General features: G+C 44.5%; 19 protein-coding genes and 1 pseudogene. 3 read left to right on the forward strand and 17 right to left on the reverse strand.

Annotated features, from left to right (window positions below):
• Positions 1-35 precede the first annotated feature (35 nt).
• The 4 genes and pseudogenes from clpX to R7E42_RS14730 all read right to left on the reverse strand — a co-directional run bounded on the left by clpX (position 36) and on the right by R7E42_RS14730 (position 3913).
• Positions 36-1316 carry an ATP-dependent protease ATP-binding subunit ClpX gene (gene clpX, locus R7E42_RS14715; protein WP_318072781.1) on the reverse strand — a complete coding sequence of 427 codons (1281 nt, stop codon included), beginning with the start codon at positions 1314-1316 and terminating at the stop codon, positions 36-38.
• 70 nt (positions 1317-1386) lie between these two features.
• Positions 1387-2013 (reverse strand): ATP-dependent Clp endopeptidase proteolytic subunit ClpP, encoded by a 627-nt coding sequence (gene clpP / locus R7E42_RS14720; protein WP_005382347.1) that lies wholly within the window; start codon positions 2011-2013, stop codon positions 1387-1389.
• 105 nt (positions 2014-2118) lie between these two features.
• On the reverse strand, positions 2119-3426 hold the full coding sequence (tig, locus tag R7E42_RS14725) for a trigger factor (RefSeq protein ID WP_318072782.1): 1308 nt from the start codon (positions 3424-3426) through the stop codon (positions 2119-2121).
• Between the two features lie 274 nt (positions 3427-3700).
• Positions 3701-3913 (reverse strand): annotated as a pseudogene (locus tag R7E42_RS14730) (hypothetical protein).
• Positions 3914-3952: 39 nt separating this feature from the next.
• On the opposite strand from R7E42_RS14730, the gene R7E42_RS14735 reads away from it, so the two are divergent.
• The 3 genes from R7E42_RS14735 to R7E42_RS14745 all read left to right on the forward strand — a co-directional run bounded on the left by R7E42_RS14735 (position 3953) and on the right by R7E42_RS14745 (position 7361).
• Positions 3953-5758, forward strand: coding sequence for an ATP-binding protein (locus R7E42_RS14735; RefSeq protein ID WP_318072783.1), 1806 nt, complete (start codon positions 3953-3955; stop codon positions 5756-5758).
• A gap of 4 nt (positions 5759-5762) precedes the next feature.
• Positions 5763-7100 carry a sigma-54-dependent transcriptional regulator gene (locus tag R7E42_RS14740; protein ID WP_017819922.1) on the forward strand — a complete coding sequence of 446 codons (1338 nt, stop codon included), beginning with the start codon at positions 5763-5765 and terminating at the stop codon, positions 7098-7100.
• Positions 7101-7178: 78 nt separating this feature from the next.
• Positions 7179-7361, forward strand: a complete 183-nt coding sequence (locus R7E42_RS14745) for a hypothetical protein (protein ID WP_021034161.1) — start codon at positions 7179-7181, stop codon at positions 7359-7361.
• A gap of 33 nt (positions 7362-7394) precedes the next feature.
• Here R7E42_RS14745 and R7E42_RS14750 read toward each other — a convergent pair whose 3' ends face one another.
• The 13 genes from R7E42_RS14750 to R7E42_RS14810 all read right to left on the reverse strand — a co-directional run bounded on the left by R7E42_RS14750 (position 7395) and on the right by R7E42_RS14810 (position 23973).
• Positions 7395-8756 carry a TRAP transporter large permease gene (locus tag R7E42_RS14750; protein WP_005382255.1) on the reverse strand — a complete coding sequence of 454 codons (1362 nt, stop codon included), beginning with the start codon at positions 8754-8756 and terminating at the stop codon, positions 7395-7397.
• 3 nt (positions 8757-8759) lie between these two features.
• On the reverse strand, positions 8760-9434 hold the full coding sequence (locus R7E42_RS14755) for a TRAP transporter small permease (RefSeq protein ID WP_005384308.1): 675 nt from the start codon (positions 9432-9434) through the stop codon (positions 8760-8762).
• A 70-nt stretch (positions 9435-9504) separates the two neighbouring features.
• Entirely contained in the window at positions 9505-10503 is a 999-nt protein-coding gene (locus R7E42_RS14760; protein ID WP_017634784.1) for a TRAP transporter substrate-binding protein, read from the reverse strand.
• A gap of 212 nt (positions 10504-10715) precedes the next feature.
• Positions 10716-12185 carry a protein adenylyltransferase SelO gene (locus R7E42_RS14765; protein WP_053303268.1) on the reverse strand — a complete coding sequence of 490 codons (1470 nt, stop codon included), beginning with the start codon at positions 12183-12185 and terminating at the stop codon, positions 10716-10718.
• 176 nt (positions 12186-12361) lie between these two features.
• Complete coding sequence (locus R7E42_RS14770; RefSeq protein ID WP_151514620.1) at positions 12362-13174, reverse strand: sugar transporter; 813 nt, start codon at positions 13172-13174, stop codon at positions 12362-12364.
• Positions 13175-13346: 172 nt separating this feature from the next.
• Positions 13347-16331 carry a M6 family metalloprotease domain-containing protein gene (locus R7E42_RS14775; RefSeq protein WP_318072784.1) on the reverse strand — a complete coding sequence of 995 codons (2985 nt, stop codon included), beginning with the start codon at positions 16329-16331 and terminating at the stop codon, positions 13347-13349.
• 360 nt (positions 16332-16691) lie between these two features.
• A complete protein-coding gene (locus R7E42_RS14780) occupies positions 16692-18059 on the reverse strand; it encodes a TrkH family potassium uptake protein (RefSeq protein WP_262652546.1) in 1368 nt (455 codons plus the stop codon).
• Positions 18056-18718, reverse strand: a complete 663-nt coding sequence (locus R7E42_RS14785) for a potassium channel family protein (protein WP_005388291.1) — start codon at positions 18716-18718, stop codon at positions 18056-18058. The genes R7E42_RS14780 and R7E42_RS14785 overlap by 4 nt, the downstream gene beginning before the upstream one ends.
• A gap of 250 nt (positions 18719-18968) precedes the next feature.
• Entirely contained in the window at positions 18969-20177 is a 1209-nt protein-coding gene (locus R7E42_RS14790) for a DEAD/DEAH box helicase (protein WP_005382264.1), read from the reverse strand.
• A gap of 99 nt (positions 20178-20276) precedes the next feature.
• Positions 20277-21017, reverse strand: a complete 741-nt coding sequence (locus tag R7E42_RS14795; RefSeq protein WP_080960101.1) for a transglycosylase SLT domain-containing protein — start codon at positions 21015-21017, stop codon at positions 20277-20279.
• Between the two features lie 210 nt (positions 21018-21227).
• Complete coding sequence (locus R7E42_RS14800; RefSeq protein ID WP_262634438.1) at positions 21228-22472, reverse strand: NAD(P)/FAD-dependent oxidoreductase; 1245 nt, start codon at positions 22470-22472, stop codon at positions 21228-21230.
• 7 nt (positions 22473-22479) lie between these two features.
• On the reverse strand, positions 22480-23547 hold the full coding sequence (locus tag R7E42_RS14805; protein WP_053307501.1) for a class I SAM-dependent methyltransferase: 1068 nt from the start codon (positions 23545-23547) through the stop codon (positions 22480-22482).
• A 27-nt stretch (positions 23548-23574) separates the two neighbouring features.
• Positions 23575-23973, reverse strand: a complete 399-nt coding sequence (locus tag R7E42_RS14810) for a hypothetical protein (protein ID WP_005382272.1) — start codon at positions 23971-23973, stop codon at positions 23575-23577.
• Between the last annotated feature and the right edge of the window lie 72 nt (positions 23974-24045).

Below are 24045 nucleotides of genomic sequence, written 5' to 3' on the forward strand. Positions count from 1 at the left end.
GTAATTACTTACCTCCTTTTTCATTATGGCTGAATTTACTCTGCTCCAGCTGCCTGATTGTCTGTGTTACTGTAAATAAGCAGTGGCTCTGACTCGCCATTAATGACGGACTCATCAATCACGACTTTACTAACGTCTGTTGCAGATGGTAATTCGTACATGGTTTCAAGTAGCACGCCTTCAAGAATCGAGCGTAAGCCACGAGCACCTGTTTTACGCTCCATTGCTTTTTTCGCGATAGCGCGCAGCGCATCTTCACGGAATTCAAGTTCGGCGTTTTCTAGCTCAAACAATGCTGCATATTGCTTGGTCAGTGCGTTCTTCGGTTCACATAGGATCTGAATCAACGCTTCTTCATCAAGCTCAGTCAGTGTTGTTGTTACAGGTAGACGACCAATGAATTCTGGAATGAGGCCGTACTTCACTAAGTCTTCAGGTTCAACTTGAGTAAATAGCTCACCTACTGTCTTCGATTCATTCTTCGAACGAACTTCAGCCCCAAAGCCAATACCTGTACCTGTTGCAACACGCTGCTCAATCACTTTGTCTAAGCCAGCAAAAGCACCACCACAGATGAACAGGATCTTAGATGTGTCCACTTGTAGGAATTCTTGCTGAGGATGCTTACGACCACCTTGAGGTGGAACCGATGCAACCGTACCTTCGATAAGTTTTAGTAGCGCCTGCTGAACACCTTCACCAGATACGTCACGCGTAATAGATGGGTTTTCAGCTTTGCGTGAAATCTTATCAATTTCATCAATGTAAACGATGCCGCGTTCCGCTTTAGCTACATCGTAATCACATTTTTGCAGAAGCTTTTGGATGATGTTTTCAACGTCTTCACCTACGTAACCGGCTTCGGTTAGTGTCGTCGCGTCTGCCATTGTAAATGGCACATCCAAGAATCGAGCTAATGTCTCCGCAAGTAGTGTTTTACCGCTACCTGTAGGACCAATTAGAAGGATGTTACTCTTACCAAGCTCCACACCTTCGCTCGTTGTATCACCATTGCGTAAACGCTTGTAGTGGTTATATACCGCAACTGCGAGCACTTTTTTCGCGTAATCTTGCCCGATCACATAGTCATCAAGGTGTTCACGGATCTGTTTTGGCGTTGGTAACGCTTCAGATTCTTTCTTAGGGAGAACATCCTTGATTTCTTCGCGAATAATATCGTTACATAAGTCGACACACTCGTCGCAAATGTACACTGACGGACCTGCGATTAGCTTGCGAACTTCGTGCTGACTTTTGCCGCAGAAAGAACAGTACAGCAATTTACCGCTGCCACTTTCTTTGCTTTTATCTGTCATTCGCTAACCTCTTAGCCTTTACTCTTCATGAATGAGTGTATATCAATTTTTGCCAAAATGCGCTGGCTAATTACTCGCCACGGTGGCTTAACACTGCATCCACGATACCGTATTCCACAGCCTGCTCTGATGACATGAAGTTATCACGATCAGTATCGCGCTCAATGACTTCAAGAGGTTGGCCTGTATGTTCTGCTAACAACTTGTTTAGCTTCTGTTTAATCGTCAGGATTTCCTGAGCATGGATTTGGATATCAGAAGCTTGACCCTGGAAACCACCCAATGGTTGGTGGATCATTACACGAGAGTTAGGCAGTACGTAACGCTTACCTGGCGCACCACCTGCAAGCAGGAAGGCACCCATTGAACATGCTTGACCCATACACACAGTGCTGACATTTGGCTTAATGAACTGCATGGTATCGTAAATAGACATACCAGCTGTTACGCTGCCGCCTGGCGAGTTGATGTATAGGAAAATATCTTTATCTGGATTTTCAGATTCTAGGAAAAGTAGCTGAGCCACGACAAGGTTTGCCATGTGGTCTTCCACTTGACCCGTTAAAAAAATCACGCGCTCTTTCAGCAGACGTGAGTAGATGTCGTAAGAGCGTTCGCCTCGGGAAGTTTGTTCAACCACCATTGGTACTAGCGCGTCCATAATTGGCGACATTGCATTTTTTTCTTGGTAGCTCATATTCTTATGTCCCTAAAATAAATGGCCCGGATGATGACTATCATACGGACCATTGTTAGCAGAATAGTTAACGTTAAGTCAACCTTCTACGCAAGATATTGCTTATTAAGCAGCAGGTTGTTGTTGGTTAAGTAGCTCGTTGAAGCCTACTTCTTTCTCAGAAACCTGTGCTTTAGCGATGATCGCGTCGATTGCTTGCTCTTCTAGAGCTACGTTGCGCATGTTGTTCATCATTTCTTCGTTTTGCTCGTAGTAAGCAATAACTTCTGATGGATCTTCGTATGCAGTAGCCATTTCTTCGATTAGAGCTTTAACTTTCTCGTCGTCCGCTTTTAGCTCTTCAGATTTGATTACTTCACCTAGTAGAAGACCAACAACTACGCGACGTTTAGCTTGTTCTTCGAACAGTTCACGTGGAAGCTGAGCAGCAGCTTCTGGGTTACCACCGAAGCGTTGTGCAGCTTGTTGACGTAGAACTTGGATTTCTTGCTCGATAAGCGCTGATGGTACGTTGATGTCGTTTTGCTCAACTAGACCGTCAATCGCTTGCTCTTTGATGCGGTTCTTAACAGCTTGCTTAAGTTCGCGTACCATGTTCTTACGAACTTCAGCTTTAAGTGCTTCAACACCACCTTCAACAACACCGAACTTAGCAACGAACTCGTCGTTTAGTTCTGGAAGTTCACGAGCTTCAACTTTGTTCACTTTGATTGCGAACTTAGCTGCTTTACCTTTTAGGTTTTCAGCGTGGTAATCTTCTGGGAAAGTCACGTCGATGTCGAATTCCATACCAGCAGTTTTACCTGCGATACCGTCTTCGAAACCAGGGATCATGCGACCAGCACCCATTTCTAGAGGGAAGTTCTCAGCTTTACCACCTTCGAACTCTTCACCGTCGATAGAACCAACGAAGTCGATGCTTACGCGTTTGCCATCTTCTGCTGCTTCTTCAACTTCAACCCAAGTTGCTTGTTGCTTACGTAGAGTATCGATCATCTCTTCTACGTCTGCATCTTTAACTTCTGTTAGTGGTTTTTCAACAGTGATGCTCTCTAGGCCTTTAAGCTCAACTTCTGGGTAAACTTCAAAAGTTGCAGTGAAAACTAGGTCTGAACCTTCTTTGTTCTCTACAGGAGCAAAAGTTGGAGCGCCAGCTGGGTTGATTTTCTCTTTAACGATAGCTTCGATGAAGTGGCGTTGCATTACTTCACCAAGAACGTCTTGACGTACTGCTTTGCCGTACATCTTAGCAACCATTTTTAGAGGCACTTTACCCTTACGGAAACCATCGAAACGACGGTTTTTAGCGATGTTGCGTAGTTCAGCTGTTACAGCGTCTTCGATGTTTGCAGCTGGAACAGTAATGTTTAGACGGCGCTCTAGGCCCTCTAGCGTTTCAACAGTAACTTGCATTATATATAAACCTCTAAAGTGGCTCGGTTTTCCGAGCGTATGAGCGAAACTCAGAGGAGCTTACGCTTCATCCTTGTGTAGTGTTCTGTCCGAACACCTAATTTAAAATCGAGTATCGATACTGGTTGTCAGTACCGGACTAATCAGTGATATCTTCGATAAAATAACCAAAGGTATCTCCTATTAGCCTCAGGACAGAATTTTTAGACGCGACATTCTAGCGATCTGTCGCAACCCTGTCGAGCCAATAGCCACTATGTGGACATTGTCTGCGCTAAATTCTCGAATGCTGACCCATTTTTTCTTCAAAAATGCGATTCAGACACCGTATAAGCATCGCCAGCATATCTAGAATGGGGACAATAGCGACTTTTTCAAGAGAATCGACCGGTTTTTTTATCGAAAAGCCTAAAAAGAGATCTTGCTCTTGTTTTACTCCACAGAGTTGAAAACTAAATCCCTAATCCTTCCTACAAACTATTAACATTTTCTTACGTGACCAAAGGAAGTTGTAAGGAGTGTAAGGATGTCGCAAAAAAAACGGATTCTGCTGACATTTTTTGCTTTCTATTTCCTGTCCGCAATTATCGTTGGCCATTGGGTTTGGCAGACCAGTTATCAATCTCTACTTGATAAACACCAATCACAGCTGGAGCAGTTTTCTGGCCATATAAAAAATAAACTCGATAAATACGCCCATATCCCCAATCTTTTAGCCAAAGATGATCCTCTTTTTGAAGCTCTACTGAATCCTTCAAATAGCGCTCAACTCGAAATCACCAATCGCTATCTAGAATCGGTGAACAACGTTATTGAAGCAGCAGATACTTATTTGATTGATCAATGGGGCACGACCATTGCAGCAAGTAACTGGCGTAAAAAGCGCTCTTTTATTGGACGCAATTTTGCATTTCGCCCTTATTTCAAACAAGCCATTGTAGGTAAACGAAGCCAATACTACGCACTGGGCTCAACATCTGGTAAACGTGGCTACTACTATTCTTATCCCATCGTATACGCTGGCGGTGTACTTGGTGTCGTCGTGGTGAAGATGGACCTAAGTAAGATAGAGGACAACTGGCAGCAACCTAACAGTGTTTTTGTCGCCAGCGACCCATACGGAATTGTTTTCATGAGTAGCCGAAGTGAATGGCTACTCAAAAGCTTACAACCACTGACAAAAAAAGAGAAAAAGCAAGTTTGGGCAAGCCAACAATATCTTGATGCGCCAATTGAAACGCTTGGATTAGTAGGTAGTTTGGACGAGGTGCATTCTGAGCTTAAACAGGGTTACCCATACAATAAAGGAACCTTGGTGGTCTCTTCGCTGCCCCTTCCCGAACTCAAACTGACAATTCGTGTGCTGTCTCCTAAACAGTCGATCGTTTGGTTCACCATGGGTTACATCTTTGTACTCACTCTAGCATTCATGGTTTTGTTTTTAATTGGTCAGCTTATCTATCACCGTCAACAGCGTCACTTGCAAATTGAACGAATTCAACAAGAAGCCAATCAAAAGTTGGAATATCAAGTCATGGCACGGACTGCCGAGTTGCAAGCTGAGATCGCACAGCGTATCGATACCGAGCAAACTTTACGCGTTACTCAAGATGAATTGGTGCAAGCAGCGAAACTCGCGGTGTTAGGACAAATGTCAGCCAGTATCAGCCATGAACTGAATAATCCACTTGCGGCAATTCGTAGCTTTGCGGAGAACGGCAAGCTGTTTCTAAAAAAAGAAAAATATGAGCGAGTGGAAGATAATCTCACTCGCATTTCTGCTCTCACTGACCGTATGGCAAATATCAGTCAGCAACTTCGCTCTTTCGCCAAAAAAACCAGTGGTGACGAGTTGGCTCAATCTCGATTGTTCCCTGTGATTGCCTCTGTAAAAGAACTGATGAAGCCCGCATTTAAATCAGGGCGCGTCACGTTAGAAACAAATTTGCCAAAGCATGATGTTGAAGTGCAGATCAATATTATTCAACTGGAGCAAGTGTTGGTCAATTTACTGACTAATGCGATAGAAGCACTCAAAGAACAACAAGACAAACAGGTAGAATTATCTGTAGAACACGATGAGCACACTGATTTGGTTTGGATTCATGTTGATGATAATGGCCCAGGGCTTGGCTCTTTCTCACTTTCTGATTTATGTGAACCGTTTCTAACTACTAAACTGAACGGTTTAGGTTTGGGTCTCTCTATCTCGCAACAAATCTTAGCCAGTATGAATGGAAAATTATGTGCCCATAATCGAGAACAAGGCGGCGCTCGATTCTCATTGTGTTTACCTATCACTTCTTACAACACTGAACCATCAAAAGGATAAGATCATGTGTCAGGTGTTTTTTATTGATGATGAGGCCGATCTCAGACTCGCTATAGAACAGACCTTTGAACTGGCGGATATCGACGCCAAGTTTTTTGTGGATGCAGAATCGGCTTTAATAGCGATGCAGCAAGGAGAAGAAGCTGGCGTCGTGGTCACTGATATCTGTTTGCCGGGCATTTCTGGTATGGATATGCTGACAACTTTGACTCAACGCGATGCAAACTTACCCGTCATCATGATCACGGGACACGGTGATATTTCCATGGCTGTGCAAGCCCTTCATCAAGGCGCTTACGACTTCATTGAGAAACCTTTTGCGCCAGAACATTTGGTTGAAACGGTTAAGCGGGCGATTGAGAAGCGCAAACTAACCAATGAAAATGAAAAACTGCGCCTGTCACTTAAAGCCAGTAAAACCCTTGGTCCACGAGTTATTGGTGAAACCTCTAGCATCCAAATATTACGAGAGACCATCACCCAAATCGCCGATACCGACGCCGATATTTTATTGTTTGGTGAGACCGGTACAGGGAAAGAGTTAATCGCTCGTTCTTTACATGAGCAAAGCTCTCGCCGGAACCAAAACTTTGTCGCCGTAAATTGTGGAGCGGTTCCAGAGAACTTAATTGAGAGTGAACTCTACGGCCATGAAAAAGGCGCATTCACTGGCGCCGAAAGCCGTCGTATCGGTAAATTTGAGTTTGCACAAGGCGGCACACTTTTCTTGGATGAGATCGAGTCGATGCCTATCCAAGCCCAAATTCGTTTATTGAGGGTATTACAAGAGCGCGTGATTGAGCGTGTCGGTTCCAATGAATTATTGCCTTTAGATATTCGAGTGATTGCCGCAACAAAGGTCGATTTAAAACACGCAGCTGAAGAAGGTACTTTCCGTCAGGACCTCTATTATCGGCTCAATGTCGTGACCTTGGATCTCCCGCCACTACGCGAACGAAAAGAAGACATTCCCGCCCTCTTTCACCACTTTCTGTTGGTAGCAGCTTCACGTTATGGCAAAAGCTCACCTAGCTTGTCACCCCAAGATCTAGCGCAACTGATGAGCCATGACTGGCCTGGCAATGTTCGAGAACTCAGAAATGCTGCAGAGCGTTTTGTGCTATTGGGTAAGTTAATTCAGTTGGGAGAATCGAACCCAGTTGCTAAGTCTTCCTCAAGCCTTGCAGAGCAAGTGGCGGAGTTTGAGAGAGCAGCCATTGAAGGCGCTTTATTAGAAAACAACGGTAGTATTAAACAGACAATGTGCCAATTGAATGTGCCAAGAAAAACCCTTTACGACAAGATGCAGCGCTACCAAATAAATAAAGACCTTTACAAATAAAACACGTTCAAATAGCTGGCATTATATTCAACTTGAATCATAATTTTTAACAACGGATTTATCATGGTTGTTATAGATATGAACGAAAAAGTGAGAATACCGATTGTTACAGATACCGTGCTCGTAGACGGTTGCTATCAAGAAGAGAGAAGATTCGGTGAAGAGCGTCGCAAAAATAAAAAGAGGTGGCGACACTATGAACGTCGAATTAATTCAGACCCGCGCAAAACTTGTTACAAGTCAATAGACGAAGAGGTGTGAATTCTCACACCTCTTTCTACTTTCTGGCTTCCATTACTTGGTAATGATCTCCGGCCCCATCAAGGTAGTAGGCAACCAAGTCGAAACCCATGGTACATATGTGACGATAATTAGGAATAAGAACATCACTCCAACCCAGGGTAATGCTGCCTTCACTACATTCATCATCGACATTTTGGCAACACCAGCGGTCACAAATAAGTTAAGACCCACGGGCGGCGTTATCATTCCTATCTCCATATTCACCACCATCATTATGCCCAAATGAATTGGGTCTATGCCTAATGCAATGGCAATTGGGAACACGAGCGGCGCAACAATGATCAACAAGCCTGATGGCTCCATAAACTGACCACCAATCAACAACAAGACGTTCACCACAATCAAGAAAGTGATTGGTCCGAGACCAGCCGAGAGCATCGACTCGGTGATCATTTGCGGGATGCGTTCTTCCGTTAAAACATGCTTCAAAATTAAGGCATTAGCAATGATGAACAGCAGCATGATGGTGAGTTTGCCCGCTTCATACAGGGTGTGTTTGGTGTCTTTATGAACAAAGGTTTGGAAGATTTTAACGAGCGCAGGTTTAGTGTTTTTCTTGTCTGCAAATGGCCCCATGTCTTTGTATACAAAGTTAGCAATAAAGAATGAGTACACAGCAGCAACCGCAGCGGCTTCTGTCGGCGTAAAGATACCGCCATAGATACCACCAAGAATGATGACGACCAACAACAAGCCCCAGCTTGCATCCTTGGCGGCATCAAAAGTTTCTTTCCAACCGACAAAAGGTTGCTTTGGAAGGTTCTTGATTCTCGCGGCAATGTAAATCGCGATCATCAACATGACACCCGCCAGCAAACCGGGAATCACACCACCAAGGAACATACGTCCAACTGACACATCCGTTGCGGCTGCATACACCACCATCACAATCGAAGGTGGGATCAAAATCCCTAGCGTACCTGCGTTACAAATTACCCCAGAGGCAAACTCTTTTGAGTAACCGTTTTTGATCATGCCTGCGATAACAATACTACCTATGGCAACAACCGTTGCAGGTGAGGAACCTGACAACGCGGCAAACATCATACACGCTACAACCGAAGCCATCGCCAAACCGCCGCGGAACCAGCCTACAATGGCAATGGCGAAACGAATGATCCGCTTTGCTACGCCACCCGTCGACATAAAGCTTGAAGCCAATATAAAGAATGGAATAGCCAATAGCGTGTAGTGGCCCGCGAATGCATTAAACAGCGTTTGAGCGACTGACGCTAAAGAGGCATCCGAATGCATTAAAAGGAAAAGAACACTGGAAAGGCCCAGCGAAATAGCAATTGGCACGCCAACCAGCATAAAGCCAATTACCATCAAAAATAGAAATAAGATATCCATGGCTTATTGCTCCTTGTTTTTAGCGTCTTGCGAGGCCTTTGGAGCCATTACGTCTTCAGCGTCACTCATCTCAGCTTTAAGAGATTCGAGCTCTTCCTCCGCTTCATGTCCTGCAATCAAGCGATCGAGCTTACCAGTAGCGATTTGCCACGTGACTTGAACAAATCTAAACGTTAGTAGCGCCATTCCAAGTGGCAAAGCGAAGTAAGGAATAAAACGTGGCAGCTTTTCATAACGCTCTCCCTCATTTAGCCAGTCGGCCATGAACTGGAGTATTTCAGGCATCGGAATATCGTCCGTTTCATACCACGCTCGGTCAGTAGCGAACGGATACCAGTAGTTCCAAGCGCCAATTAACAGCAAAATAGAGAAGGCTAAGCAACACATTGCTGCAAAAAGCGCCAGGGCTTTTCGTTTACCTTCCGGAACGATGTTAATAATGACATCGACACCAATATGAAAGTGTTTTTTCACACCATAAGATGCGCCAACCAACACCATCCATGCGAACATGAAAACGGTGAGCTCAAGCGCCCAAAGAATATTGTCGTTAAAGACATAACGAAAGATGACATTGGCAAAGGTCAGCAAGGTCATGGCACCCAAGAAGAAAGCAATCAAAGTCTCTTCAATGGCATCAGTGATTCGTCCAGCCTTGGCAAAAAAAGTCTGTTCCATAATTACATCACGTCGTCTGTAGGGGGAAAGAGCCCCCTCAGTTTGAGAGGGCTAAATGTGCTAGGTGTTATTATTTTTGGTTAGACGCCAAAGCGGCTTCGATTAGGTCAGAACCAATGTCTTTTTCGAACTTCTTCCATACTGGTTGAAGTGCAGTGACCCACTCTTGGCGCTGTTCTGGCGTTAGAGTACGAACCACACCACCGGCTTCGATGATATTGTTCTTATTCGCAAGGTTTACTTTGGTTGACTCAGCATTACGCTGAGCAGTTACCTCTTGAATAATGGTGTTTAACTGCTCGCGCTGATCATCTGGTAGGTTTTTCCAGAAGTCGTTTGACGTCACAACTAAGTAATCCAGAATTCCGTGGTTCGTTTCCGTAATGCCATCTTGAACTTCGAAGAATTTTTTGCCGTAAATGTTTGACCAAGTATTTTCTTGACCATCAATAACCTTAGTTTGCAAGCCGCCGTAAACTTCTTTGAACGACATTTTTTGTGGGTTAGCACCTAGCTGCTCAAACTGAGCAACGAGTACATCAGACGCTTGAACACGGAACTTAAGTCCTTCAGCATCAGTTGGAGAAATGAGCGGCTTGTTGGCTGACATTTGCTTCATGCCGTTATGCCAAAACGCAATGCCTTGTAGGCCACGACGTTTCATTGAATTTTTCAGCTTTTCACCCGCTTCCGAGTTTTGGAAACGGTCAACCGCGTCGACATCATCGAACAAGAAAGGGAGATCGAAAAGGCGGTACTTCTTGGTGAATTTCTCAAACTTAGAAAGAGAAGGAGCAGCGAGTTGAACATCACCATTCAGTAGCGCTTCCAACACTTTGTCATCATCATAAAGTGTTGAGTTAGGAAACACCTGCATACAGACTTTACCGTTCATCTCTTCGTTGACGCGCTTTTCAAGTAACGAAGCCGCGATGCCTTTAGGGTGTTTGTCCGCATTCGTTACATGGCTAAACTTGATGACCGTTTCACCCGGGTCACAATTTGCGGCAGCATTAAAACTGGTAACAGCAAGTGCAGAGACAGATAGTAGAGTTAGAGGCTTAAACATTATTATTCTCCTTGTTGAATCACATCCCATCCCGTCCATGAGTAACTAGGTGTTAGGCGATGGGTACGGATGTTCAACAAAGAGCAATTAATGGACCATGTTAAAATTTATATATATTTCAATAAATTAACAAAGCCCGTTAACATGAATCCGAAGTGTAACGAGTGAATTCCACCCAAGAAAAAGATATAAATGGGTGGGAAATGACCCATTTATGAAGAACAGCTTATCTCCATTTTCTTCCCCCATTCCGGCGGCAATTTCGCATAATCATCAAACTCGGGTTGCTCATCAAATGGGCGTTTTAACAGTTCGGCCAATCGGTGTAATTCGCTAAAGTCCCCTTCTTCCGCTTTATCAATCGCCAACTGAGCCAAGTAGTTACGCAAGATGTATTTGGGATTGGCTTGACGCATCTGTTTGCAACGCTGTTCGGTTGAAATCAGGCCCCCTAGTTCATCAACCTCTAGCTCACACCGAGCTAAGTACAGATCAAGCCAAGCTCGCGCAGCTTCTCGGTCGAGAAATAAATCGATTACGGCTTGGGAAGGCGCATTATCAAGGTTTGAAAGCGTTCTGAAGAAGCGAGTGTAGTCCGTTTTGTTCTGGTGAAGAAGCTCAAACATAGCTTCAAACAAACGCCCATCTTCCGCTATCTTGGTTTTTAAGCCCAACTTTTCACGCATGAGGCGGCTGAACTGCTGGCTTAAATGAACTTCAAATTGACTCAACGACGATTCTAAATCTTCTCGTTCAACGAGTGGCGATAGCGCATGCGCCAGTGCTGACAGGTTCCAAAGCGCAATTCTAGGCTGTTGATCAAATGCGTAACGACCCTGGTAGTCTGAATGATTACAAATGTATCCCGGCTCATAATCATCAAGAAAGCCAAACGGACCATAATCAAAAGTTTGCCCAAGAATTGACATGTTATCGGTATTCATCACACCATGCGCAAAACCAAAAGCTTGCCAATATGCGATCATCTCGGCTGTTTTAGTCACGATGGCGTCAAACATCGCGGCATATGGTTTCTCCGCCGATGCACAATCAGCAAAGTGCCACTCAATCACCTTATCCGCCAACAGCTTCTGCTCTGCTAACTGGTTGGTGTAAAAGAAATGCTCAAAGTGACCGAATCGAACATGGGTTTCAGCCATTCGAAGTAACAAAGCGCCCGATTCCGTTTTTTCTCGATAAACAGGTGTATCACTGACCATCATACCAAGAGCACGTGTCGTGGGAACCCCAAGGCCCGCCATGGCTTCACTGCACAAGTACTCACGGATAGTTGAGCGTAATACCGCTCGCCCATCCCCCATTCGCGAGTAAGGCGTTAGCCCTGCACCTTTGAGGTGAAGATCAAACCAAGTACCATCCTGATGCTCAATTTCTGCCAACAGTAATCCACGTCCATCGCCCAAATCTGGGTTGTAAACGCCAAACTGATGGCCTGCATATTTCATCGCAAGAGGACGAAATTGTTCGAATTCACTTAGCCCAGAAAAAACCGCCAATAACTCATCGTTTTGCTCTTCTGGTAAACCAAACTGCTGTGCAAACTCACCATTCCAAGCGACCCAGCGAGTGTTGTCCAAGGGTTGTGGCTCGACCAACGTATAGAACGCTGACGGTAATTGACTAAAGCGATGGGTGAAATTGACCCGTTGCCAAATGGACATGTAGGGTTCCTTAATAAAAAGAAGTACTGTTGTGAGTATACGTGTGAATGTCCCTTTCATTCAGCCATGAAATGGGCATGGGTATTTTGCGTGAATAACGCGAAAGCGGCAGGAAGGTATCAACCTGCCGCAGACCGTCTCCTAAACGGAGGTAGCATGTAAAAACGATCAAAGGGTTAAGCGGAAAATTCTTCACCCGTTTTTGGTGGCTGTGATGGCGTATCAAAACGAGCGCGTTCGATATCCACTACCGTTTTATAGCTCAACGATAACAATGCCAGCTGGTACGCGCCAAAAATACCATAGGCCACACCGACGAGGCTCAACATAAAGAGATTCGTAAAGTGGCTAAAGATCAGCTGACTGAGCAAGCCCGCACCCAATGGAATTAGTCCCATCAAAATGAATACTTGTTTGTTGTATGCTCTGCTCTGGTTCCACGAACGACGCAAACTGCGCGGTTGATGATCCATTGCAGTCGCTGGCAACACAAATGACCATCGCGCCATTACCCAATAGCCAGGAATGCTTGCAATCGTTGTGATAATAGCCATAGCAACAAAGTCGGCTTCACCACTTTCTGCAATGTAGATAAACGACAACACAAAGATCGGGATACCAATAACGAGCATCATCATCAGTCCAAACAGTATCCACCAGCCTATGAAACGGAATTCTCGAGCTGACAAACGAAATACATCCAACGCAGAGTGCATGTAATCGCCGGCTAAATAAATTCGATGCACACGCACAGCCGCCATAGCGGCAACAAGTGGGTACAAAATAATTGTGACGAAATAAAATCCTGAGACATTGCCTTCTTGAACGTTCGCTTGATCTTGCCCCGTCATTTCAGGATACATAAAAGCAAAAATTGAGTGCACGATAATCAACGGAATACAAGCAATAACAATTGCGAGTAGATTCCTTCTGACCATCACTGCCGCTTCTCGGCATATTTCCGAAACAGAAAAGCCCTCGGTAGACATATAACATCCTTAGTTCATAAAAATCGGCCCCTAGGGTAACCGCAGAGTAGAAAAATCGCTTTAAAAATAATGAGAAACACATCTCATAAGATAATGAGAACGAAACCAAAATAAATCAGATAAAAAATAAGCCACTCAATGTGAGTGGCTTATACCGCAATTCAATACCGTTTTAGACGCGACGTCGCCAGCCTAATGTTGCAAGTAACATCAAAGCCCAATAAGAAACACTGCCGCTACCTTCAGAGTTCTTGAATGTCGTTGTCTTCAAATAAGCAACAACCGTCACGATAACTTCACCCGTAGCAGTGGCACCATGACCGTCTGAAACCGTATATTGCAGCTTGATGCCGTCAGTAGGGCTATCCGGTGCTTGAAAACGGATTTTGCCATTCTCTACACTCGCACTTCCCACACCCGTTACGTTCTGTACACTTTCTACAACCAGTTTATCGCCGTTCACATCCGAATCATTGCTCGCTACATCAATCAGAATACTTTCACCAACGGCAACGGTCGCCGTATCTGCAAGCGTAAGTGGCGCTGCGTTTTTCATGGTTAAATCGACGGTAGCACTGGACGTTTCATTACTAGGATCAGTCACGGTTAAACGGAATGTCAGAACCTCACCAGCTTTTGCACCTTGAGGCACCGTAAAGCTTGTGCTAACACTGGTTGCATTGCCAAGAGAAACTGAAGTGCCAGCCAACTGCTCCCATTTATAACTCAACACATCACCATCAGCATCCGTACTATTTAACGCAGACAACGTGACTCGCTGCCCAACCGTCATGTCTTTATTATCAACATCAATCACAGCCACTGGCGCTTCGTTGCTGCCAAGCACTTCCACCTGCACATTCACGATTGAAGATGAGTACGCACCATCAACCGACAACAAACGATATTGGAAAGTGTCCAGACCAACGAAGTTAGCTTCAGGTTGGTACTGGTTGCCAGAGATGGTGCCGTGCTCAGGCTTCTGCACAATGTCCACATTGAACTGATACCCTACCGCCATGAAATCATTGTCCATCAGGTTCAGTTTGATTGGCGTATTTTTATTGGTTTGTAACGAATCAGATTTCGCTTCAACCAAGTTGCTCGCATCCACATTTAATAATGCTGCAAACGGAATATAAGAGAACCCGGCTTTTTCTAGACCAAACGTGCCAATCTCACTGTAATCACCAGTCCACATTACAGGTAGGGAGGCTTTTTCAGTTTTTAGCAAGCGACCGAAATCAAAGTTTGCATCAAATTGACCGCCTTCCAATTCAACGACCAATAAATGCTGACCCGCACTCAATTGGCTTGGTTGGGGGAATAAAATTCGAGATGACTTTTGGAAGTTACCTTGCTGTAAAAGCTCAGCGTTGTTTTGATTCAATATTAATCGATAGCCAATGTTTCCAGAAAATGGGAATCGCCAAACTCGATAAGTCATGTCACTTTGAGCGCTATCTCTTTGCGCGTAAAGTTGAAGACCATCAAGCTCTGTATCACTATTCAAGTCCAGTGACACCGCCAGAGTGTTACTCCCACTCGCGTACACATAACCTTGATGAAGAGAGTTCAGCCATGCTGATTTATTTGGTTCGTTTGTATGCTCAAGAGAAAAGCTACCGCCGTTGGTGTTGCTGGCAATGTTGGAAATACGACCCCCAGTATCAAACCCTGTGATCGCTCTCAGACCCGGGGTCGATGTATCTGAAATGACATCGCCACCATTAGGGTATAAATCGTCAGCGTCACTCCTACCATCATTTTCTAACTCATTCAGACCATCAGCCTGCATGATTTGAACCTGCATCGCGCCAACATCATTAAAGCGGTTCTGGACATTGACCGACGTCGCTAGGATACCTTCAGCCGCCAATGCTCGGTCGTAACCGCTAAAGGTGCGATTTTCCAAGTAAATACGTGGACCAAACTCTTTCAAGTACGGGTCGAGATACACCAGCTTGACATCGTCGTTGTTCACAGAAATAGGCGCTGGACTTTCATGAGTTACCGTTGGTACAACAAAACCAGCAGCGTGTTTGCTCCATGCACTCATGTTCACCGGAGTGTCACCAGCGTATGAATCTCCCGGTTTCTGCGCCCATGAACCGCCACCCATCACGCCCCAAGAGCCGATCGAGGCATCACTGTTCCTTGCGTACAAATCCGGTAAGCCAAGCATTAAGTGGCCAAGCTCGTGTACGATCACGCCCAAGGTCGCTTGATGATCAACTTGATAGTCAGCGAACACACAATAGTCTGTGATCTTTTTACCATCTAGTGTGACATCATCGTGAGAGAATTTGTGCGGCCAAATAGCAGGACGGTTGAGAACCCCTGTTGAACGATCGCCCCCCGCAAAAATAAACATGACAGAGAGTTCTGACGGTTCTACGGTACCATTTTGATTGCTGTCGTAGGCCGAAAGATTAAAGTATGGATCCAGTTTTTGATAAGCCTCGGTGAAAACCGCATTCAACTTGGCGGTGCATGTCTTATCAGTAGAACTAGAGTGACAGTTAGGGTGGCTTTGTGCCACAGTCACATCTATCACACCGTCATTGGCGGTGCCGTAACTCTCAAGTGCAGGAACAACTTTGAATTTACTTTGAGAGTTTTTATCAAAGTAATCCACAACGCTTTGACCATTGGTATTAAATACGCGTTGCTCAAAATCGTGCACCATTGCTTGGTCATCAAACGAAACTTGCACAACCAATAGGGGCTGCTGCTTCACCGTTGAACTGCTCATCGCCTGGTAACCTTGCGCCGAACGCAGTAGGTTTTTTCGTGCCATCGGTTCAATGGTTTTTAGAGAAGATAATTGCGGTTTAACTTGTAAATCCGGGCGAAACCTCGCCGACTCAGGTGGCTCACTCGACTGCGTTTTCACCACACCTGTCGAGATCAATATTGGCGTGTCTGACTCGCGCTGAATCCGCGCGAAAAACCAAACGCCGTCTTCCTGAAGTAAGGCATTGCCCTGCTTATCTTCAAACCAGTGGAAATCTGCCGTTCCACGTAGAATTGCCTCACTGGAACTACCATCGCTCAACGCAATAGTATGCCAAACCGGTGATGGCGGAGTAGTTGCCATGCTCTTCCCCGCAAGAAGCGCAGTTAGCATAGCCATGGCGAGTGTGTTGAATTTCAAAGTACGACTCCATCTTTTCGATTCGTTAATTAATACCAAGCACAACAAACACAAAGTAACCCTATGGGCATAGAGTAAGACTGAGTGACTATTGACGAAGGCTGGTATCAATTCGCTCAGATAACACGACGTAGTTTGGTGTCACACTACAAAAGCGTCGGATTCCAAAACGCTGTTATGAGCGTAGCTTCTGAGAATATAAATTGAGTGAATGAATAGTATCGAAACGAAAGGAAGAAGAAATGAACTTCTACGAATTTGTAGGTAAAACTGGGCAACATTCCACATATTCTATAAATGTACGAGCACTGCTATTAATCAATGCTCGTAATGGTCGCGCGGCCATTGTTTAACGCTATATTAACCTGTAAGAACGGCGTCTTCTGGGTATTTGACCAAGGTAGGTTCAGGACGTGCCAACATGTAGGCAAGCGTGAGCGGCCCAATACGACCAATGATCATCACCACGATCATAATGTATTTACCAGGTTCAGAAAGTTCCGCAGTCAAACCGGCGGTGAGCCCCACTGTGGCAAATGCGGAAATGGTTTCAAACATAACCTTATCAAAGCTGGCCTTCTCGGTAAGCATCAATAAAAACATTGCGCTTGTCAGGATGGCTCCGCTCACAACGATAATTGCCAATGACTTAGTCACAGTTTGCCAATTTATGGTTCGCTTAAACATAACCACATGTTTCTTTTGGCGTAAAAAGGTCCACGTAGCCATAAACGCAACAGCAAATGTGGAAACTTTAATACCGCCCCCCGTTGAGGTGGAACCCGCTCCAATTAACATCAGAACAATCATGACCAGTAAGGCTGGCTGGGTAAACAACGCCAAGTCAACACTATTAAACCCTGCCGTTCGAGCACTCGCAGATTGAAAGAATGCCGCCAACCATTGCCCTGTTGCAGGTAAAGACGCCATTGTGTTTGGGTTGCTTCGCTCAAGTAACCAAAACATCATCGTTCCGACTAAGAGCAATATCGGTGTCGCAATCAGCATGATTTTGGTGTGAAGATGCAAAAAGTGGAAACCTTTGCGCCAGTTTAGCCAGATGTCACCCACAACAGTAAAACCAAGCCCGCCAAAAATGAATAGCCCCGCCAGTGTAAAGATAACCAACGGATCATTCACAAAGCTCATCATACTGTCAGAAAACAGCGCGAACCCAGCGTTGTTAAATGCAGAAATTGCATGAAACAAGGCGTAAAACATACCAGTCTTCCAGCCCATTTCAGGGACCCAGCGGATAGAGAGAAAAATAAACCCGACCGTTTCTGCAACAAGCGCGAAAACAACAATCCGCTTTACTAGTCGGTTTAGATTGACTTGCCGATCTTGCCCTAATGCTTCTTTCGCCAGCGCTTGTTGACGCAAACTCAAACGCACGCCGAACATATAGAGTAAGACTGCCGACAACGTCATCTGCCCCAACCCGCCGATTTGCATTAAAAACATCAGCAAGATTTTACCCGCAAGCGTAAAGTGTTGCCCAGTATCGACAACACCAAGCCCTGTCACACTAATAGCGGACGTTGCGGTAAACAAAGCATCCGTTATCGACAGGCCCGTAACAGAAAAAACTGGCAAGGTTAGCAATACCGCAGAAGGCAGTAAAACACCGAGAAAACTGAGCAATATAATTCGCGGTTCGTTGCCTTTCGCTTTCTCTTGTTTACCATCTGGTGCGTAAAAAACACCTTTCTGATGAAAATACGTCATAGCGATTTTAATTTATTTGCGAGCGCATCTTGAGGGCCGACCACAATAATTAGGTCACCAATTTCTAGTGTGGTATTAAGGTCAGGTGCCTTGGTAATTTCTGGGCCCCGTTTAAACCCTAGCACTTGCACGCCATCGACTTTGCACAGAGCCAAATCACTTAGTGTCTTACCCATCCAACGAGAGCCAATCACAAACTCCGTCATAGCTAAGCCACTGCCTAATGGGTGGAACTCAAGAACCCGTTTATCGAGCATTTTACGCGCGACACGTATCCCCATGTCACGCTCAGGCATGATAATGTGGTCTGCGCCAATTTTTTGCAGAACACGAGCTTGGAAGCGGTCGTTGGCTTTAACCCATACTGACTTTACTCCCGCCTCTTTAGCAATCAATGTCGCAAGAATACTGGCATTGACATCCGCTCCGATGGCAATCATCACCATGTCGTAATCATCAAGTTTGAGCTCAGCAACCGTCTCTTCGTGAGTACAGTTAGCCACAACCGCCTGACTAACAAAACTGGCGGCTTCTTTAACTCTGTCTTCGTTGATGTCAACGGCTAAAACTTGAGCGCCTGAATCTTGTAACTCTTTACACACTGCCAAACCAAATCGGCCAAGACCAATAACGGCGAATTGCTTATCACCTGTTTTCATTTGTGCCCCATCTTATGCATTCATTAGCAAGCAAAAAAGTTTGCGCCCATTCCTTACCTTGTGCAAACCTGCGGACAGATAATTGACAAAAGCTTAACGCACCTTGATTCACTTTACGTGTTAAGCGTATGACACTGATTAACTTTTTTCCTCATTACCGAATAGAAACCGTCGCGATGGCTACATTATTGGATGCCTAAAAACGCAAAAAGCCGCAAGAATGCGGCTTTTAGATCATGGGATAAACTGGCTATTTTGATTCGCGCTTATCGTGCGGTTTACGTTTATTCTTAGGCACGTAATTTAAAATTGAAATTGGTACTGGCTTTCTTGGCGCAAAACCTTCAATTTCCACTCGCTCTAGCAAGTGCCCTAAACGGCTTTCAATCATGCAGAGGTTCTTAAAGTCGTCTTTTGAAACCAGTGATATCGCCTCACCTTTCGCGCCAGCACGACCTGTACGACCAATACGATGTACATACTCATCCGCTGGGTAAGGTAAATCGTAGTTGATGACAACTGGCAGATTATCAATATCAATACCGCGCGCAGCAACGCCGGTTGCGACTAAGTACTGGATTTCACCCGCTTTAAACTTTTCTATTAATTCCTGGCGAACACGCTGATTACGGCCACTGTGGAATGCTTCTGCCACAATGCCACGTTTCTCAAGTTGGCTTACCAGTTTGGCTGCACCGTGTTTAGTTTCAATAAATACCAGTACTTGCGACCAGTCATTTTCTTTAAGCAAGTGACTTAACAGCGACGACTTCATATCTTTATCGACGGTCGTGATCCACTGTTTAATATTTGATTTTGAGGCACTGTGCTTTGCAATCGTGATCTCTTCAGGATCAATAATCGCATTTTTCGCCAAGTCACGAACAGGGTTAGATAACGTCGCTGAGAACAGCAAACTTTGCACATGTTCTGGCATACAGTCGACGATTTTGTCGATCGCATCGATGAATCCCATATCCAACATTTTGTCGGCTTCATCAAGCACTAGCATTTCCACTTCATCAAAGTGAATCGCGCGTTGACCGTACAGATCAATCAAGCGCCCAGGCGTGCTTACCACAATATCGACACCCTCGATCAAGGCTTGTTTTTGTGGTGCATAATCCACACCACCAAACATCGCCATTGAGCGTAATGGTAAGTTTTTACCATAAGCTTCAATACTTTGATGAACCTGAAGCGCAAGTTCGCGTGTTGGAGTTAGGATAATCGCCCGAGCGCGTTTTTTACGTTGCGTTTCGCCTCGACTAAGCTTTTCTAAGATTGGCAGAACAAAACTGGCCGTTTTACCTGTGCCCGTTTGCGCTGCTGCAATTAAATTGCGGCCACGCAATACGATTGGAATGGCTTTTTGTTGGATAGAAGTGGGTTTTTCATAACCTAGCGCTTTTACTGCATCAGCAATCGATGCGCTTAAACCAAGCTTAGAAAATGGCATAGAAAGGTCTCAACAGAGGAAATGGGCGCGTAGTGTATCAGAATCCCCGTGAAGTAACAGAAGGATTCATGCGCGAAAAACTAGGAACATGACACAATCTTAGCCCATGAAATTGGGCTGCAAACCTTTTTCTAATTTTTTCCTCACTTTGTAGGAAACATCATTAAGCGTGATTTTCCCCGTTTTGTGGCGGTCGATACCTGCATTCTGTCGATAGGCAATTGAGCCTTGTCTGAACAAAACGAAAGACGGCGGTTTACCAATCGCAGCAGGGTAGAGAATGGCCATGTAAGCATCTTCTAAGCTATTAATTTTATTTCGATAGGGCCAATAGTACGCTTTCACATAGTCAAGTTGTTCAAGCGCGCTCATTCTCGCAAGAGTCTTTGTGTTCACTCCTAATGACTCTGCGGTAGAGGGCATAAATTGAATTAACCCTGTAGCCCCGCTTCCGGAACCATTTTTGATGCTTGGACTGAAAGTTTCAGCAGTTTCAAATGCCATGCACGCCATAAGATGATTAGGATTGATCTTTAGCTCTTTACTAATACGGATGACTTTAGATTTGAACTCTGGAGAAACTTTGCCTCCCCACGCGACCGCGTTCTCGGGATCTGCAATCGAAGAGACCGTTGATGCGTCATGTTCTTCGACAATTTTAGAAAGTAGAGGAAGCGTTTGGCGTAGTCGATGGCTCGAACTCACCAAGCGAATTGATTTGGTAAGAAACTTGTCTTTTTTTTGATGTAGTTTTTGGAACTTTACTAACTTATACAGTTGCTTATAAACCGTTTTCACAACGAAGCCGGATGTAGGGAACACTCCCAGAATGTAATCCATTTCCTACAAATTTAATATAAATATCAGCAACAGGAATTCTAGATGTGATCAATGTCACCATAAAAATTCTCAAATTCGATACACACCGATGTAAGTGGTCAATGTGTCTCCAACACGCTAGAAGTAAAAGTAAAGAGGCATTAAAAAGGTCTTACCAATTTTTTGGTAAGACCTAGGCTTACTGATTCTCGGATAAGCGAATGTATATTCTTACAGTTCAGCTTCCCGAACCAGTTCTGCAAGCGTCGACAAACGCTGCTCACTTTGTTTTACGTAAGGATTATTCGTATCCCAAGCATATCCAGCCAAAATCGCACTAATCATCTGTTTAATACGTGGGTTCGGGTTTTGATAGAAAATCACATCTTGCAACGTGCCGTTGTACCAGCCTTCCACATAAGTGCGGAATGTGTTCACTCCCACCATTAAGCGTTGCGAGTACTCTTCTTGCCAATCAACCTTTTCACCATTCAGCTGACGAACCACGCAGTCCGCTGCAAACTCTGCCGATTTCATGGCGATAGTGACACCCGATGAAAATACAGGATCAAGAAACTCACCTGCATTACCAAGCAACGCGTAGTGCTCTGTCGCTAAACGTTTGACGTTAGCAGAATAGCCACCCAACTCGCCTGCTGGATTCGGATAATTCGCATTTCGCAACAAAGAAGCCAAACCCGGCTCTTCATTGGCTAACTGCTGCAACGCTGCAATCTTATCTTCTGGGTATTGTTCGAAAAATTCTGGCTCACCCACCACACCAAACGAACAAGTACCATTAGAGAATGGGATTAGCCAGTACCATACGTCGTGATTTTCAGGATGAACTGAAATTAAAATTTTGTTGCGATCGTATTCCGGCTCTTGGGGAGAGATATGATCTTCGATATGGGTAAAGATCGCTTTTCTAGGCGGAAGACAAGAAGGTTCTTCTAGCTCCAACAAGCGTGGCAAAACACGCCCAAAGCCACTTGCATCCAGCACAAAATCTGCTTCGATTTGATAAGCCTTCTTATTTGAGTCGAGCACTTCTAATCGAGACTTTTTCCCTTCAAACACTAGGTTGAGCAGCTCATGCTGATAACGAATCTCTACGCCTTGCTCTTCAGCGCTATCTGCCAATACTTTATCAAAGTTGGCACGTTGAACCTGAAACGTCGTGCCCGGTCCTGGTGTGTATTTGTTTGTAAAGTCGAACTGGGTGTATACGCCATTACGACGAAATGCAGCACCATCTTTATACTGGAAACCAAACTGCTTTACTGCATGAGTCATTCCTGCTTGTTCAACAACTTCCATACATGCAGGGAGTAGGCTTTCTCCTATGGAAAAACGTGGAAAAGTCGCTTTTTCTAAGACAACAACATCTATGCCACGCGATTTTAATAACGCAGAAGCGGTTGAACCTGATGGCCCCGCTCCTACGACAACAACTTGCTTGAGCTCTGTTTTCATTCTGAATTTAGTTTGCTTGTAGTTTTAATAAGGTATGACCAAGGCCAATATTGTCGGTTCTTTCAACGACAGATAAACCTGCCGCTTCGACAATTTCTAAGAAATCATCACTGCGATAAAAGCGACTATTACCGTTAGCTAAACAGGTAAAATAAAGAGAAGTGGCATTAAGGCTATAGGAAGCTCCCGCGTATTTTTGAGCATCCCAAAACAGCTCCAATACGTAAATAGTATCTCCCTTCGTTAACTGGGCTTTAACTTTTTTAAGGATATTGAGGATCTCAATTGGGGAAAAGCAATCCAAGAACTGGCTCATCCACCATACGTCAGCATGCTCAGGCAATGTTTGTGCTTTATCAAGCATGTTTGCAGGGTATGGACGTACACGCTCGACGAACTGGTTTTCTGAAACATTCTTCATCGCTACTTCTAATTGCTGCGGTAAATCAACAATCGTCACTTGAACGTCAGGGTCATGTTTACAACACTGAATCGCCCATTTTCCCGTATTTCCGCCAATATCCACAAGATGCTTTGGCTTGCTTGCAAATACCTCTTTAAGCAGAAGTGGGAACGAGCGATCCGAATAGAAATGATCGAACTTAAACCAGCTCTGTTTGGCTTGTTCTGGTAACGTCGATAGACCTTGATAAATGGTCTCCCAATTGCCCAACTCTTTCAAACCTGACGGTTTACCTTCTTGAATTGCTTCCGTCAAATGCATCATCGCGGCGTAACAAACATCTGCCGTAAAATCCATGTTTGCATTCGTCATACCATCATGAAGAAGGTAAAAACCAAGGTTTGCAAGCGAATAGTTAGGTCGTTCCCATAAAACAATATGCGCACTAATCGCCATATCCAACAGTACTTTAACACCATATTCTGATACTCCCGTTTTCTCGGCAATATCTGTGGCACTCATGCCTTGAGCGCCAGCGCTGTCTAAAGCGGCTAAAATACCTAAATCTCGAAGCGTTTTGGCGGTCTGGAACACGATTGGTGCAAAAGATAACTTCTGAGCTTCTGTCTTCGCTTCAAAAGCATTAAAAGGGTCATTATTTTGATTTAACACGGAAAAACCTAACTGCAATTAATAGTTTTATTGTTGAGATTGATTGCCCAACAATGCAATAGCTCGCTGAATATCAACATTCAAGTTGTTTACCCAACGATTGTAATTGCGGTGGATTTTGCCATCACTTGCTTTGAGATTTACTGAGTTGAGATAAATAATTGAGTAATATTTATTATTGTATGGGATTTTTACTTCTGCAGAGTGTTTACGAACGTGGATTTTTGCAATAAGAACACCAGGGCTTACTTCTTCGATCGTCCAGCCTCGGTTAGTTGCTGATTGCACTATGGCCATTTTTACTTGTTTATTTTGAAGATCATAAGCAACTGGAGTATCCTCCACATTCATTACAGGTTGTACTCGTCCACAACCAACAAGAAGCAAAGTTAATAATAACGAGACATACAGCTTAAAACGCGACATGATAATTTCCTTTTTATTGTGAATTTGGGTCAACCCCAATTTGTATCGAGCTGTAAAATAAACAATTTAACC

Origin of the sequence: Vibrio sp. Vb1337, from assembly GCF_033338715.1 — a bacterium.
GTDB classification, from domain to species: Bacteria; Pseudomonadota; Gammaproteobacteria; order Enterobacterales; family Vibrionaceae; genus Vibrio; species Vibrio alginolyticus.